Here is a 14,315-nt window from a genome sequence, read left to right as displayed (position 1 = left end):
TTCAGAATTCCAAGGCATTGCCTCATGTCCCTTAACCAAGATCAGATCATTCGCTTCCTCAGATCGGTGCATCCCTATGACGCGCTGCAACCTGAGACGCTGAGCGACATCGCCGCGCAGGCCGAAACGCGCCTTTGTGCGGCGCAAGAGACGATCTATCGGTTCGGCGACACTCTGCCCGGCCTTTTCGTGATCCATGAAGGATCGGTCGAGGTGGTCGATGAGAATGGCGCAGTGGTCTCGCATCTGGGACTGCGCAACAGTTTCGGCGAGCGCGGATTGCTGCGCGACGGCAAGGCCGCGACAAGCGCGACGGCCACCGGGCGGACCACCCTTCTGATACTGCCCGCAACGCTGATCGCAACCCTGCAGCGCGACCATGCCGGGGTTGCGCGGTTCTTCAACCGCGCGCGCCAGACTCGTGTGGCGCAAAACGACCTCGCCACCAGCCCGGTCGAAACGCTGATGGCCCGTGATCCGGCAGTCTGCGCGCCCGATATGCCGGTGCAGCAGGCGGCAAAGATGATGCGCGACCGGCGCATCTCGTCGCTCTGCGTGGTTCAGGACGGGCTGTTGCGCGGGATCGTCACGATCCGCGACCTGTCCGGCAAGGTGGTGGGAGAAGCCCTGCCCGGCACCACCCCCGTGGGCGATGTCATGACCGCCGCGCCAATGACCCTGCCGCCCTCTGCCATCGGTTCGGACGTGTTGCATATGATGATGGAACATCGCATCGGCCATGTCCCGATCACCGAGGCCGGGCGTCTGGAGGGCATCGTCACCCAAACCGACCTGACCCGTTTTCAGGCGGTGAGTTCGGCAGAACTTGTGGCGGCGCTGGCCCGCTCCGAAACAGCGCAGGACATGGCACAGGTCACCGCCGAGATCCCCCGCCTGCTGGTGCAGCTGGTGGCGGGTGGCAACCGCCATGATGTGGTGACCCGCCTGATCACCGACATTGCCGACACCGCAACCCGGCGTTTGCTGGCGCTGGCCGAAGCAAAACTCGGACCGCCGCCGCTGCCTTATCTGTGGCTGGCCTGCGGCTCACAAGGGCGGCAGGAGCAGACCGGGGTCAGCGATCAGGACAATTGCCTGATGCTGGATGACAGCGTGACCGAGGCGGATATGGCATATTTCGCGGCGCTGGCGAAGATCGTCTGCGATGGTCTCAACACCTGCGGCTATGTCTATTGCCCCGGTGAGATGATGGCAACGAACCCACGCTGGTGCCAGCCGGTGCGGGTGTGGCGCGACTATTTCGCAAGCTGGATCGCCAAACCCAACCCCGAGGCGCAGATGCTGGCCAGCGTCATGTTCGACCTGCGCCCCATCGGCGGAGATTTCGATCTGTTCCGCAATATCCAGACCGAGACACTGAAAGCCGCCAGCGCCAATTCGATCTTTGTGGCCCACATGATATCCAACGCGCTCAAGCATAGCGTGCCGCTGGGCCTGTTTCGCGGTCTGGCCACCATCCGCTCGGGCGAGCATCGCGATAGGGTGGACATGAAACATAATGGCGTCGTGCCGGTGGTCGATCTGGGTCGGCTTTATGCCTTGCGCGCGCAACTGACGCCTGTGAACACCCTCGCCCGTCTGGACGGTGCCGAACGCAGCGGCGCGCTCAGCCCGTCCGGCGCACGCGATCTGCGCGACGCCTATGATCTGATCGCCGATGCGCGGCTGGAACATCAGGCCGCACAGGTCAAGGCAGGCCTCACACCGGATAACTTCATGGCGCCGGGCAGCCTGTCGGATTTCGAGCGGAGCCATCTGCGCGACGCCTTTGTCGTGGTAAAGACAATGCAATCGGCTATCGGGCACGGTAAGGGCATGCTGGGCTAAGGCGCAGCAACAGACCCGCATGGGAGGAAAGAGATGTTTCTGGAACTGATCGCTACGGTGTTTGCAGGGATCGCCACGGCGGGTCTGGTGATGCTGCTGAACCGAATGCTTGCCGGGCGGCTGCCCAAATGGCTGGCCCCGGTCGGGGCCGGTCTTGCGATGATCGCGGTCACCATTTCCAGCGAATACAGCTGGTACACCCGCACCGCCGCCGCACTGCCCGAGGATGTCGAGGTGATCGAGACCGTGGACAGCCGCGCGATCTACCGGCCCTGGACCTATGTCGCGCCATATGTCGACCGGTTCGCGGCGCTGGATCGCGCCTCGGTCCGGACCAACCCGACCCTGCCTGACCAACGTTTGGCCGATCTCTATTTCTTTGGCCGCTGGGCTGCGGTGTCGAAATTGCCGGTGCTGGTGGATTGCGCCGGATCTCGGCGCGCCAATCTGGTGGATGGCGCAGAATTCGGAGACGACGGCACGGTGCTGGATGCCGACTGGGTCGCCACCGATGACGGCGACGCGGTAATCCGGGCGCTGTGCGGGGATGCGTAATGCTGCGCGGTCTCAGCCTGCGTTTGCGCGTCTTTCTGTTCTTCTGCCTGCTGGCAGTGGGCGGGTTGGGCCTGACCGGCGTGGCGCTTTATCTGGGGTCGGCGCGGGCACCTGCCTCGGGTGTGCCGCAGGCTTTCGTCTTTTCGGGGCTGATCATCGGGTTCGGCCTGATGGCGCTGATCGCCGGTGTCTGGCTGCTGTTTGACGAAAACGTCGCCAAGCCGATCGAACGGCTCGCCGCGTCTCTGCGTGCCCGCGAGGCGGCGGCGCTTGATCTGGAGATCGACACCGACGCCGCGCGCTATCTGGGCGATCTGGCGCCCGCCGCTGCCGGGCTTGCGGGGCGGGTGTCCGAACAGACCCTGGCGACCGCCCAGGCCGTCGCGTCTGAAACGGCGCGGCTGACGGCCGAAAAAGACCGCCTGACCGCACTGCTGACAGACATCCCGGTCGCGATGGTTCTGGTCAGCCCTGCCCATCAGATTGTGCTCTATGACGGACAGGCCGCAGAGGTGCTGGCACAGACCGCGCCACCGCGCCTGAACGCCTTGCTCTTTGACTATCTCAACCGCGACGAGGTCGAGGCCGCCCATACCCGTCTGAACACGACCGGGCAGGATGTCAGCGCCCAGATCACCAGCGTGGATGGCAGGCAAAGCTATGCCACGCGCCTGCGGCCGCTGGGCGCGACAGCCGGGTACCTGCTGATCTTCGACGACAGCGTGGCCCAGATCGCCCCGGACGAGGCCCGTCCGCTGGTTTACGATTTCGAATTGCTTGAGATGCCTGGCGACCAGGCCATCGAGGCGCGCAGTCTGGAGGAGCTTTGTTTTGTCGTCTTCGACACCGAGACCACCGGCCTGCTGCCGCACAAGGACGCGGTGGTGCAGATCGGGGCGGTGCGTGTCTTGCGCGGACGGCTCGTCAGAGGCGAGGTCTTTGACACATTGGTCGATCCCGGCAGGCCCATTCCACCCGCCTCGACCCGTGTGCACCGGGTGACGGATGCGATGGTCTACGGCGCGCCGGATATCGCCAAGGCCGGGCGGCAGTTTCACCATTTCACCCGCGATGCGGTGATCGTGGCCCATAACGCGCCCTTCGACATGGCGTTTCTGCGCCGCGATGCCCAGACGATGGGGGTGACATGGGATCATCCCATTCTGGATACCGTGCTGCTGTCGGCGGTGCTGTTCGGGGCCAGCGAAACCCATACTCTGGACGCTCTATGTGACCGTCTCGGCGTGACCATCCCCGAGAACCTTCGGCACACCGCCTTGGGCGATGCGCAGGCCACGGCAGAAGTTCTGGTGGCGATGCTGCCGATGCTGACGGCGCGCGGGTTCAAAACCTTCGGCGACGTCATCGCCCAGACCCGCAAATACGGCCGCTTGATTGAAGACCTCAACTAACGTCTTGGCATTTTCCGAGCGATTTCCAGTCAGATCATCTAAACTTGCATCCAACCATGTTGGAAAGGACAGGTCCGGGATGTTCAAGATACTGACCCTCATGAGCTTCGTGTTGTCAGCAGGTGCGGCCTGCGCAGACGACAAATGGCTGACCCTTCCGCCCGCGCCGTCGATGCCCGAAGCCGTCAAGTCCGGCACGGCACAGGTGAACGGGATCGATATGTATTACGCGCTTTATGGCGCAGCAGAGGGAACACCAGTGCTGATGATCCATGGCGGGCTGGCGCATGGTGACATCTGGGCGGATCAGGTCGCGGATCTGGCCACGGATCACCGCGTTATCGTCGCCGATACGCGCGGTCACGGACGGTCCTCGAATGACGGCAGCGCCTATTCCTATGATCTTCTGGCACAGGACTATCTTGCTTTGCTCGACACGTTAGGCGTCGACAAGGTGCATCTGGTGGGCTGGTCCGATGGTGCCAATATCGGATATGCAATCTCGACCTCAGCGCCGGACCGTCTGGCCAGCCATTTTGCCCATGCGGGAAATGTGACACTGGACGGGATCGACCCAACGGTCGAATCCAATGAGCTTTTTGGCGCTTATGTCGGCATGATGGCGGCAGATTATGCCGCCATGTCACCCACTCCGGATGGGTTCGATGCGTTTCTCGCGGATGTCGTGGAGATGTGGGGGACCGAGAAGCCGGGCGGGTTCGAGGCACTGGCGGATGTGAGCGTGCCCACGCTTGTGGTTCAAAGCGCGCATGACGAGGCCATCTTGTCGGATCACGCCCAAAAGATAGCAGACACCATCCCGGGGGCCACGTTGCTGACCCTGCAAGACGTGAGCCATTTCGCGAACCTGCAGGACCCGGAGGCGTATTCTTCCGCTATACGAGATTTTCTGAGCCAGTAAGCAGCAGCCCTCTCAGAGCCTGTGCAACCAGGCCGCGTGTCCTGCGCGGCCCTGTTGTGATCGCTCAAGCCTGTCCCTTGGCGATCAGGTCACGGGCAATCTTGCGAAACGCTTCGGCCTGCGGGCTGTCGGGCTTGCTGACCACGATCGGCGCACCATCGTCGGCGGCGACCCGGATATCGAGATGCAGCGGAATCTCTCCCAACAGCGGCACATTCAGCGCCTCCGCCTCTGCCACGACACCACCATGGCCGAACACATGCTCCTCATGACCGCAATTGGAGCAGATATGAGTGGACATGTTCTCGATCATGCCGAGGATCGGCGTCTTGAGCTGGCGGAACATGTCGATCCCCTTGCGGGCATCGATCAGCGCCACGTCCTGCGGGGTAGAGACCACAATGGCCCCGTCCACCGCGAATTTCTGGCTGAGCGTCAGTTGCACGTCGCCGGTGCCTGGCGGCAAATCGACGATCAGCACGTCAAGCGCGCCCCACTGCACCTGCCCCATCATCTGCTGCAAGGCCCCCATCAGCATCGGGCCGCGCCAGACCACCGCCTGATCCTCATTGGTCATCAGCCCCATCGACATCATGGTCACGCCGTGATTGCGCAGCGGCAGGATGGTCTTGCCATCGGGGCTGGCCGGACGGCCCGACACCCCCAGCATGCGCGGCTGCGACGGGCCATAGACATCGGCATCCAGCAGACCCACACGCCGCCCCTCAGCGGCCAGAGCACAGGCCAGGTTGGCCGAGACGGTGGATTTGCCGACCCCGCCCTTGCCGCTGGCAATGGCGATAATCCGGTCCACACCCGCCACCGGCTGCGGGCCGGTCTGTGAGGGCTTGGGTTTCGGCTTCAACTCTGGCGGTGCTTTTTCGGCATGCGCCGTCAGCATGGCCGAGACATTTTCCACCCCGTCCACCGCCCGCGCCGCACGTTCGGCCACGGTGCGCACCGCCTCCATCTGTTCGGCCAGCTTCGGGTCGATCTCCATCACAAAGCGCACGGTGTCGCCCTCGACATTCAACGCCCGCACGATGCCCGCACTGACGATGTCCTGGCCCGAGACCGGGTCGGTGATCTGCTTGAGGTTCGCCAGTACCGCGTCGCGAATGCTCATGCGTCGCCATCCTTGATGGTGCCGGTGACGACATGTTCCACCTCGAGCCCGTCAACGGTCAGCACCATCTTGACCTCGAACGCGCCGCCCGCGGGCGTGCCCGCCTTGCGCAGCCCGTCTTCGATGGCCTGCTGGCTGGTCACGCCGACCTGCTTGAGGAATTTGCGCATCGACATGTTGTAATCGCCGCTCATGGCTGTGCTCTCCTTGATCGTGTGCGAAACAATACCCCTGCCCGCCGGGCCGAGGCATTGGTCGCGCCCATATGTGCCTGAGCCTTACGCGGTTCGCCACCCCTTCTCTGCGCCAAAGGGCAGAATGGGCAGGTAGAGGTCTCAATTCCGGCAGAGGGCGGCAAGACTGTCCATGTTGCGATTGGCCGCCATCACCTCGCCGGGGGCATTCAGGAAATCGGGAAAGGCCGGGGCGGCAAATTTTCCGCCTGCCGCGCGAACAATCATAAGCCCGGCGGCGGCGTCCCAGACGTTCAGAGAGGGTTCGTAATAGGCCTCGACCCGCCCGGTGGCCACGGACATCAACCCGATGGTCGCCGCCCCTTGCCTGCGATATTCGCATCCCGATTCAAGCAGACGGCCAATCCGGTCCAGATGATCGTTCAGACCAACCCGCCGGGAATAGCCCAGAACAACCATGCTCTGATCAAGATCAAAGCGGTCCGAGACGCTGATCTGCGCGCCGTTCAGTAGCGCGGGCTGACCGTTGCGCGCGCTGGCCAATGCCCCAAGATCCGGGGCGAATATCACCCCGTGGGTCAGCTCCGACCCGTCAAAATACCCCACCGAGATCGCCCAGTCCGGCAGTCCCCGCATGTAGTTCGCCGTGCCGTCAATCGGGTCGATGATCCAGCAGGCGGCGGCGTCTCCGGTCAGACCGCCCTCTTCGCCCAGCACCGCGTCATCGGGATATTTGGCGGCAATTGCCGCACGGATCAGCGTTTCGACAGCAAGATCGGCGGCGGTGACAAAATCCTGCGGGCCTTTGGTGTCGATGACCAGCCCATCGGGATGCTGGCGCAGGTCCACAGCAAGTTGCCCCGCCTTCCGCGCGATGGTTTCTGCAAACTCAAGTCGGGAGGCGGACATGGGACCCTTTTCTGAAACGCGTTCCACGCGACATGTAGCAAAGCCCTTGCCGGACAAAAACAAAAAACGGGGCCGAAACGGCCCCGCTTCATCTCTTTCAGGATCGCGTCAGTTCAGCGCCTTGTCGGTGATGTCATGGGTCCAGGCCCCTTCCGGCGCCTTGGTAATCACCGGGTCAGAGCCACCGGCCAGAAGCGTGTTCACCGTGCGGTCGAAATCCGCCGGATCCAGCGCACCATTGCTGCCCGCAGTCAGCTTGGCGATCTCGCCCATCATGCGCACCTGATGCGCCTCGGTCTGGGCACCGGTAGCGTCATTGTCCAGCACGATGCCTGCGGCTTCCTCGGGATGCTCTTCGGCATATTTCCAGCCCTTCATCGACGCCTTTACAAACCGCGCCATTTTGTCGGCAAATGCCGGATCAGCGAGGTTTTCTTCCAGCACATAGATGCCGTCCTCCAGCGTGGCGACGCCCATGTCTTCGTATTTGAAGGTCACCAGCTCATCCTCGGCGACGCCCGCATCCAGCACCTGACCGTATTCGTTATAGGTCATGGTCGAGATGCAATCGGCCTGCCGCTGCAACAGCGGGTCCACGTTGAAGCCCTGTTTGAGAACGGTGACACCATCGTCGCCGCCATCGGTGGGGATGCCTTCCTGGCTCATCCAGCTCAGGAACGGGTATTCATTGCCGAAGAACCAGACGCCGATGGTCTTGCCCTTGAAATCCTGCGGACCGGTGATGCCGGTATCCTTCCAGCAGGTCAGCATCAGGCCAGAGGTCTTGAAAGGCTGCGCGATATTGACCACCGGCAGGCCCTTTTCCCGTGCGGCCAGCGCCGACGGCATCCAGTTCAGCATCGCATCTGCGCCGCCACCAGCCAGGACCTGCGGCGGGGCAATATCGGGGCCACCGGGCAGGATCGTCACATCCAGCCCCTCTTCCTCGTAGAACCCCTTGTCAAGCGCCACGTAATAGCCAGCGAATTGTGCTTGGGTCACCCATTGCAGTTGCAGCTTCACCTCATCGGCTGCCAGCAGCGGGCTGGCGGCCAGTGACAATGCCAGCGCGGCCCCACTCAGTAGCTTTTTCATTCTCTTCTTCTCCTTGTTGAACTCTTTCGCCCCATTTCCGAGGTCGTATTCATTTCCCCGACTACCCACGCTGCGACGGATGCCAGAAGGTCACCACCTTCTCGATCATCGCCACTGCCCCATAAAACAACGTCCCGGCCAATGCGGCCACCACAATTTCGGCCCAGACCATATCCAGCGCCAATTGCCCTACGCTGGTCGAGATACGGAACCCCATGCCCACGGTCGGCGAGCCAAAGAACTCTGCCACGATCGCCCCGATCAACGCCAGCGTGGTCGAGATCTTGAGCCCGTTGAAGATGAACGGCATGGCGGCAGGCAGGCGCAGCTTGAAGAAGCTCTGCCAGTAACTTGCCGCATATGTCTCCATCAGATCGCGCTGCATGGCGGTGGTCTCTCGCAACCCGGCCACCGTGTTGACCAGCATGGGAAAGAACACCATGACCACCACAACCGCCGCCTTCGACTGCCAGTCGAATCCGAACCACATCACCAGAATGGGCGCGGTTCCAACGATGGGAAGCGCCGCCACGAAATTGCCCACCGGCAGCAACCCCATCCGCAGGAAGGTTGACCGATCCACCGCAATCGCCATCACAAAAGCGGCGCAGCAGCCCATCACGTAGCCGCTGAGCGCGCCCTTGACGAAAGTCTGTACGAAATCCGCCCAGAGGATGCTGGTACTGCTCGCAAACCGCCCTGCAATCATCGTCGGCGGCGGCAGGATGACCAGCGGCACCTGCAACCCGCGCACCAGCAATTCCCAGACCACCAGAATGGTCAGCCCGAAGATCAGCGGCACTGTCACCTGAATGGCCCGGGTATGCGCATACGACCCCTCGGCCAGCCGCAGGTTCAGCCACCAGCCAAACGCCCAGAGCAGCATCGCGGCGAGGATCAACATCATGCCATCCCCATCCGTTTCAGAACCGCCCGCTCAATCAACCCAAGCAGCCCGACCAGACAGGCCGCCAGGATCGCCGCCCCAAACAGCGCCGACCAGATCTGCACCGTCTGCCCATAGTAACTGCCAGCCAGCAACCGAGCGCCCAGACCGGCCACCGCGCCGGTCGGCAACTCGCCCACGATGGCACCCACCAGCGAGGCGGCAATCCCGATCTTGAGCGAAGCAAAAAGATACGGCATCGAGGCCGGCAGCCGCAGCTTCCAGAACCCCTGCGCCTTGCTGGCCCCATAGGTCCTGAGCAAATCAAGCTGCATCATATCGGGGCTGCGCAACCCTTTGACCATGCCGACAACCACCGGAAAGAAGCTCAAATAAGCCGAGATCACCGCCTTGGGAATGATCCCCTGCACGCCCACCGAATAGAGCACCACGATGATCATCGGCGCCAATGCGATGATCGGGATGGTCTGGCTGACAATCGCCCAGGGCATCACCGACATATCCATCACCTTGGAATGCACGATGCCCACGGCCAGCAGAATGCCCAGACCGGTGCCGAAGGCAAACCCCAGCAAGGTCGCACTCAACGTCACCCAAGCGTGATAGACCAGCGAACGTTTCGAGGTGATCTTTTTCTCGACCGTGGTGTCCCACAGTTCTTCTGCCACCTGATGCGGGGCAGGCAGACGCGGCCGCTCCTGTTCCCATGTGTCGTCAATGGCAAAGGGGTTGTCGAGGATCAGTTCAAACTCATCAATCTGACGCCGATCCGCCGCTTTCGGCGGGTCAACGACCTCACCGGCCCGTTCGGCTTCGACCAGCACGCCCCGGATATTCATCGGCACGCTGGCGGCGTACCAGAAGGCAATGATCACGGCGACAACGGTGAGGACGGCCAGCACCTGCTTCATTCGGAATGCCCCGCTCGCAACCCCTCACGCACCCGATGCGCCACTTCGATGAACTCCGGCGTATCGCGGATATCCAGCGGGCGTTCTTTCGGTAGCGGGCTGTCGATCACATCGGTGATCCGGCCCGGACGCGGACTCATCACCACGATCTTGGTCGACAGATACACCGCCTCGGGGATCGAGTGGGTCACAAAGCCGATGGTTTTCTCGGTCCGCGCCCAGAGCGCCAGAAGCTGCTCGTTCAAATGGTCGCGCACAATCTCGTCCAGCGCGCCGAAGGGTTCGTCCATCAGCAGGATATCGGCATCAAAGGCCAGCGCCCGCGCAATGCTGGCGCGCTGCTGCATCCCGCCTGAAAGCTGCCAGGGATATTTGCCGCCAAAACCTTCAAGATCAACCAGTTGCAAGACATTGTTGACGCGCTCTTCCTGCTCGGATCTGGAATAGCCCATGATCTCAAGCGGCAGTTTTATGTTGCGCGCTATCGTGCGCCAAGGATAAAGCCCCGCCGCCTGAAATACGTAACCATAGGCCCGGTTGCGCCGTGCCTCATCCGGGGTCATGCCATTGACACTCAGGCTGCCGCCCGTGGGCTGCTCCAGCGCCGCGATACAGCGCAGAAAGGTGGTCTTACCGCAGCCCGAAGGCCCGATGAAACTGACAAACTCGCCTTTGTCGATGGTCAGGCTCACATCCTTGAGCGCGTGCACCGGTCCATCATTGGTTTCAAAGGTCAGATCGAGGTTTTGCGCTTCGATAACGACATCGGCGCCGGGGTGTTCAGTCATTCAATCTGCCTTGCTCATACGCCGGTTGCCGGTATCCCTGTCCGCTCCACCGGACGTGGTGCGGTCAGCTCTTTCCAGGTAGAGAGCGCCCGGTTCACATGGGTGTTGGCCTCACGGGCCACGAAGTCTCCATGCCCTTCCTGCGTGCGGATCTCGCCGTCATGCACCGCAACTTGCCCGCGCGTCAGGGTAAAGCGCGGCAGGCCACGCACCTCTTTGCCCTCGAATACGTTGTAATCGATCGAGGATTGCTGCGTATCGGCCGTGATCACCTTGGCTTTTTCGGGGTCCCAGACCACCAGATCGGCGTCTCCACCCACCAGAACCGACCCCTTTTTCGGATAACAATTCAATATCTTGGCGATGTTTGTTGAGGTGACAGCCACAAACTCGTTCATCGTCAACCGCCCGGTATTGACCCCGTGGGTCCAGAGCATCGGCATCCGGTCCTCAAGGCCCCCGGTGCCATTTGGAATCTTGGTGAAATCACCCACGCCAAAGCGTTTCTGCTCGGTGGTGAAGGCGCAGTGATCCGTGGCCACCACGCTGAGCGAGCCGGAATGCAGCCCGTTCCACAGGCTGTCCTGATGCTGCTTGTTGCGGAACGGCGGGCTCATCACCCGGCGTGCCGCATGGTCCCAGTCGTGGTGGAAATACTCGCTCTCATCCAGTGTCAGATGCTGGATCAGAGGCTCGCCCCAGACCCGCTTGCCCTGCATCCGTGCCCGCCGGATCGCTTCGTGGCTATCTTCGCAGGAGGTATGCACCACATAAAGCGGCACACCGGCCATATCGGCGATCATGATGGCGCGATTGGTGGCCTCGCCCTCGACCTGCGGCGGGCGGGAATAGGCATGCGCCTCGGGTCCGGTATTGCCCTCGGCCAGCAGCTTGGCGGAAAGCTCTGCCACCACATCGCCGTTCTCGGCATGCACCATGGCGATGCCACCCAGTTCCGCCAGCCGCTGGAAGCTGGAATACAGCTCGTCATCATTGACCATCAGCGCGCCTTTATAGGCCATGAAGTGCTTGAAGGTGTTGATGCCGCGGGTTTCAATCACCGTCTTGATGTCTTCAAAGACCTGCTCGCCCCACCAGGTCACCGCCATGTGGAACGAATAGTCGCAATTTGCCCGTGTCGATTTGTTGTCCCAGCGTTTGAGCGCATCCAGCAGACTCTCGCCCGGATTGGGCAGTGCAAAATCCACCACCATCGTGGTGCCCCCAGCCAGAGCCGCCCGGGTACCGCTTTCGAAATCATCGCTGGAATAGGTGCCCATGAAGGGCATCTCCAGATGAGTATGCGGATCGATCCCGCCCGGCATCACATAACAGCCCGTGGCGTCCAACTCCTGATCCCCGCGCAGATCCGGCCCGATCTCGGCAATCACCCCACCTTCAACCTTCACATCCGCCTTATAGGTCAGATCTGCGGTCACGATGGTTCCGTTCTTGATCACAGTCGACATTTTCTTCTCCCTGTGGGCAGCACGCGCCTCTGTCTTCTTCTGTTCAAAAATACCTCGGGGGAGTCGCCCCTGGGGCGACGGGGGCAGCGCCCCCTATTCCACGATCTCCGCCGTCTCAACGACCGCATGGAACAGCACATCCGTGCCAGCCGCCGCCCAGTCCCTGGAAATCTCCTCAGCTTCATTATGCGAAAGCCCGTCCACGCAAGGGCACATCACCATCGCCGTGGGCGCCACCCGGTTGATCCAGCAAGCATCATGCCCCGCGCCCGAGATGATGTCGGTATGCGAATAGCCCAACCGCTCGGCCGCATCGCGTACCGCTGCAACACATTCCACGTCGAAACTCACCGGATCAAACCCGCCAACCTTTTCGAACTCCACGCTCAGGCCCATTTCGTTCACGATATCCTCGGCGGCGACGCGCAACCGGTTCTCCATGTCCGTGATCACCGCCAGATCGGGCGATCGCAGATCGACCGTGAACACCACCTTGCCCGGGATCACGTTGCGCGAGTTGGGATAGACGTCGATATGCCCCGCCGCGCCCACCGCGTGAGGCGCATGGCTCAGCGCAATCTCATCCACCTTCTCCAATATCCGTGCCATTGCCAGCCCGGCATTCTTGCGCATGGGCATGGGGGTTGATCCGGTATGAGCATCCTTGCCAGTCACCGTGATTTGCGTCCAGCTCAGCCCCTGACCATGGGTGACCACACCGATATCCTTGCCCTCGGCCTCCAAAATCGGGCCCTGTTCGATATGCAGCTCGAAAAACGCGTGCATCTTGCGGGCGCCGACCTCTTCCTCGCCGCGCCAGCCGATGCGCTGCAACTCGTCGCCGAAGGTCTTCCCCTCGGCATCTTCGCGCGCATAGGCCCAGCCCTGCGTGTGCATTCCGGCGAATACGCCCGAGGACAGCATCGCGGGCGCAAAGCGCGTGCCCTCTTCGTTGGTCCAGTTTGTCGCCACAATGGGATGTCTGGTCTTGATGCCCAGATCGTTGAGCGTGCGGATGATCTCCAGCCCGCCCAGAACGCCCAGCACCCCATCATATTTCCCACCCGTAGGCTGGGTATCCAGATGCGAGCCCACATAGACCGGCAGCGCGTCGGGATCGGTGCCCTCGCGCCGGGCGAACATGTTGCCCATCTGATCGAGCCCCATCGAACAGCCCGCCGCCACGCACCAGTCCTGAAACAGGGCGCGGCCCTCGCCATCCTCGTCGGTGAGGGTCTGGCGGTTGTTGCCACCGGCCACGCCGGGCCCGATCCTGGCCATCTCCATCAGGCTGTCCCACAGCCGGTCCCCATTGATCCTGAGATTCTGCGCCGGAGCTGCCATGTCTTTCCCCTGTTGCTCGCGATTTGGCTCGCTGGTCTTTTCCTGATTTGACCAACTGGTCAAAGTCACGCTATCACGGGGACAGCATCAGTCAAGAAATTGCATCACCTTCATCCCGGTCCATATGAAAATCCGGAAGTATTGAGGAAAAAACAGACACGCCCATGCCTGCGGATCGCTCTCCCACTCGCATTCAGAAGAAAAACCGCGCCGCCATTCTCGAAGCGGCGCTGGATGTGTTTTCGGCACATGGGTTTCGCGGTGCGACCGTCGATCAGATCGCCAGTGAGGCCGGGCTGAGCAAGCCAAACCTGCTCTATTACTTTCCCTCCAAGGAAGCGATGCACAACGCCCTGCTCGAACAGTTGCTCGACACATGGCTCGATCCGCTGCGCGAGTTGCAGGCCGAGGGCGACCCGCTGCAGGAACTGATGGGCTATGTGCAGCGCAAATTGCAGATGAGCCGCGACTATCCCCGAGAAAGTCGGTTGTTTGCCAATGAGATCGTGCAAGGCGCGCCCCGTATCCATGCCGCGCTGACGCAAGAACTGAAATCACTTGTCGATGAAAAGGTGTCGGTTCTGCAAGACTGGATGGATCAAGGCCGCATCGCCCCGGTCCACCCCTATCACCTGATCTTCTCGATCTGGTCGCTGACCCAGCACTACGCCGATTTCGACGTTCAGGTCCGGGCGGTGCTGGGCGACGAAGACCCATTCGCCACCGCTCCGGATTTCATGGAAACACTCTACCGCCGCCTGCTGACACCTTGACAAGGTCGCTCTTGGGAGCGCAAAAAATCTTACACCAAGACCCCTACACGCAAAGTCGCTAT

The 14,315-nt window shown here is 61.9% G+C and carries 14 protein-coding genes; 5 read left to right on the top strand and 9 right to left on the bottom strand.

From position 1 onward, the window contains the following. Positions 1-24 precede the first annotated feature (24 nt). From M3P21_RS15830 to M3P21_RS15815, 4 genes are all read left to right on the top strand, one after another. Entirely contained in the window at positions 25-1,848 is a 1,824-nt protein-coding gene (locus M3P21_RS15830) for a DUF294 nucleotidyltransferase-like domain-containing protein (RefSeq protein WP_249711374.1), read from the top strand. A 33-nt stretch (positions 1,849-1,881) separates the two neighbouring features. Next, positions 1,882-2,403: a hypothetical protein gene (locus M3P21_RS15825; RefSeq protein WP_249711373.1), complete on the top strand. Its 522-nt coding sequence runs from the start codon at positions 1,882-1,884 to the stop codon at positions 2,401-2,403. Next, the gene (locus tag M3P21_RS15820) at positions 2,403-3,815 is read left to right on the top strand and encodes a 3'-5' exonuclease (protein WP_249711371.1); all 1,413 of its coding nucleotides are present in this window, start codon (positions 2,403-2,405) and stop codon (positions 3,813-3,815) included. Before M3P21_RS15825 ends, M3P21_RS15820 begins: the two co-directional genes overlap by 1 nt. Positions 3,816-3,894: 79 nt before the next feature. Continuing rightward, positions 3,895-4,737, top strand: coding sequence for an alpha/beta fold hydrolase (locus M3P21_RS15815; RefSeq protein WP_249711369.1), 843 nt, complete (start codon positions 3,895-3,897; stop codon positions 4,735-4,737). Between the two features lie 64 nt (positions 4,738-4,801). Here M3P21_RS15815 and apbC read toward each other — a convergent pair whose 3' ends face one another. The 9 genes from apbC to M3P21_RS15770 form a co-directional block, all read right to left on the bottom strand. Further along, on the bottom strand, positions 4,802-5,863 hold the full coding sequence (gene apbC, locus M3P21_RS15810) for an iron-sulfur cluster carrier protein ApbC (protein ID WP_249711367.1): 1,062 nt from the start codon (positions 5,861-5,863) through the stop codon (positions 4,802-4,804). Continuing rightward, on the bottom strand, positions 5,860-6,057 hold the full coding sequence (locus M3P21_RS15805; RefSeq protein WP_249711365.1) for a DUF6494 family protein: 198 nt from the start codon (positions 6,055-6,057) through the stop codon (positions 5,860-5,862). Before M3P21_RS15805 ends, apbC begins: the two co-directional genes overlap by 4 nt. Before the next feature lie 141 nt (positions 6,058-6,198). After that, the gene (locus M3P21_RS15800; protein WP_249711363.1) at positions 6,199-6,966 is read right to left on the bottom strand and encodes an inositol monophosphatase family protein; all 768 of its coding nucleotides are present in this window, start codon (positions 6,964-6,966) and stop codon (positions 6,199-6,201) included. Positions 6,967-7,074: 108 nt separating this feature from the next. After that, entirely contained in the window at positions 7,075-8,061 is a 987-nt protein-coding gene (locus tag M3P21_RS15795) for an ABC transporter substrate-binding protein (protein WP_249711362.1), read from the bottom strand. Positions 8,062-8,122: 61 nt separating this feature from the next. Further along, complete coding sequence (locus M3P21_RS15790) at positions 8,123-8,968, bottom strand: ABC transporter permease (protein WP_249711361.1); 846 nt, start codon at positions 8,966-8,968, stop codon at positions 8,123-8,125. Next, positions 8,965-9,879, bottom strand: a complete 915-nt coding sequence (locus M3P21_RS15785) for an ABC transporter permease (RefSeq protein ID WP_249711359.1) — start codon at positions 9,877-9,879, stop codon at positions 8,965-8,967. Before M3P21_RS15785 ends, M3P21_RS15790 begins: the two co-directional genes overlap by 4 nt. Beyond that, positions 9,876-10,667, bottom strand: coding sequence for an ABC transporter ATP-binding protein (locus M3P21_RS15780; protein ID WP_249711357.1), 792 nt, complete (start codon positions 10,665-10,667; stop codon positions 9,876-9,878). The genes M3P21_RS15785 and M3P21_RS15780 overlap by 4 nt, the downstream gene beginning before the upstream one ends. Before the next feature lie 14 nt (positions 10,668-10,681). After that, on the bottom strand, positions 10,682-12,136 hold the full coding sequence (gene hydA, locus M3P21_RS15775; protein WP_249711355.1) for a dihydropyrimidinase: 1,455 nt from the start codon (positions 12,134-12,136) through the stop codon (positions 10,682-10,684). 93 nt (positions 12,137-12,229) lie between these two features. Then, positions 12,230-13,480, bottom strand: coding sequence for a Zn-dependent hydrolase (locus tag M3P21_RS15770; RefSeq protein WP_249711353.1), 1,251 nt, complete (start codon positions 13,478-13,480; stop codon positions 12,230-12,232). Between the two features lie 164 nt (positions 13,481-13,644). On the opposite strand from M3P21_RS15770, the gene M3P21_RS15765 reads away from it, so the two are divergent. Further along, entirely contained in the window at positions 13,645-14,253 is a 609-nt protein-coding gene (locus tag M3P21_RS15765; RefSeq protein ID WP_249711352.1) for a TetR family transcriptional regulator C-terminal domain-containing protein, read from the top strand. Positions 14,254-14,315 lie beyond the last annotated feature (62 nt).

This window comes from Ruegeria spongiae, from assembly GCF_023502395.1.
Lineage (GTDB): Bacteria > Pseudomonadota > Alphaproteobacteria > Rhodobacterales > Rhodobacteraceae > Ruegeria_C > Ruegeria_C spongiae.
The sequence above is the reverse complement of the archived record's forward strand: the minus strand, read 5'-3'. Positions and strand labels throughout refer to the sequence as shown.

Coding starts and splice junctions, on each gene's coding strand:
- M3P21_RS15765 (WP_249711352.1), top strand. CDS start 13,645: ATGCCTGCGGATCGCTCTCCCACTCGCATTCAGAAGAAAAACCGCGCC.
- M3P21_RS15790 (WP_249711361.1), bottom strand. CDS start 8,968: ATGATGTTGATCCTCGCCGCGATGCTGCTCTGGGCGTTTGGCTGGTGG.
- hydA (WP_249711355.1), bottom strand. CDS start 12,136: ATGTCGACTGTGATCAAGAACGGAACCATCGTGACCGCAGATCTGACC.
- M3P21_RS15805 (WP_249711365.1), bottom strand. CDS start 6,057: ATGAGCGGCGATTACAACATGTCGATGCGCAAATTCCTCAAGCAGGTC.
- M3P21_RS15815 (WP_249711369.1), top strand. CDS start 3,895: ATGTTCAAGATACTGACCCTCATGAGCTTCGTGTTGTCAGCAGGTGCG.
- M3P21_RS15785 (WP_249711359.1), bottom strand. CDS start 9,879: ATGAAGCAGGTGCTGGCCGTCCTCACCGTTGTCGCCGTGATCATTGCC.
- M3P21_RS15770 (WP_249711353.1), bottom strand. CDS start 13,480: ATGGCAGCTCCGGCGCAGAATCTCAGGATCAATGGGGACCGGCTGTGG.
- M3P21_RS15830 (WP_249711374.1), top strand. CDS start 25: ATGTCCCTTAACCAAGATCAGATCATTCGCTTCCTCAGATCGGTGCAT.
- M3P21_RS15780 (WP_249711357.1), bottom strand. CDS start 10,667: ATGACTGAACACCCCGGCGCCGATGTCGTTATCGAAGCGCAAAACCTC.
- M3P21_RS15795 (WP_249711362.1), bottom strand. CDS start 8,061: ATGAAAAAGCTACTGAGTGGGGCCGCGCTGGCATTGTCACTGGCCGCC.
- apbC (WP_249711367.1), bottom strand. CDS start 5,863: ATGAGCATTCGCGACGCGGTACTGGCGAACCTCAAGCAGATCACCGAC.
- M3P21_RS15825 (WP_249711373.1), top strand. CDS start 1,882: ATGTTTCTGGAACTGATCGCTACGGTGTTTGCAGGGATCGCCACGGCG.
- M3P21_RS15820 (WP_249711371.1), top strand. CDS start 2,403: ATGCTGCGCGGTCTCAGCCTGCGTTTGCGCGTCTTTCTGTTCTTCTGC.
- M3P21_RS15800 (WP_249711363.1), bottom strand. CDS start 6,966: ATGTCCGCCTCCCGACTTGAGTTTGCAGAAACCATCGCGCGGAAGGCG.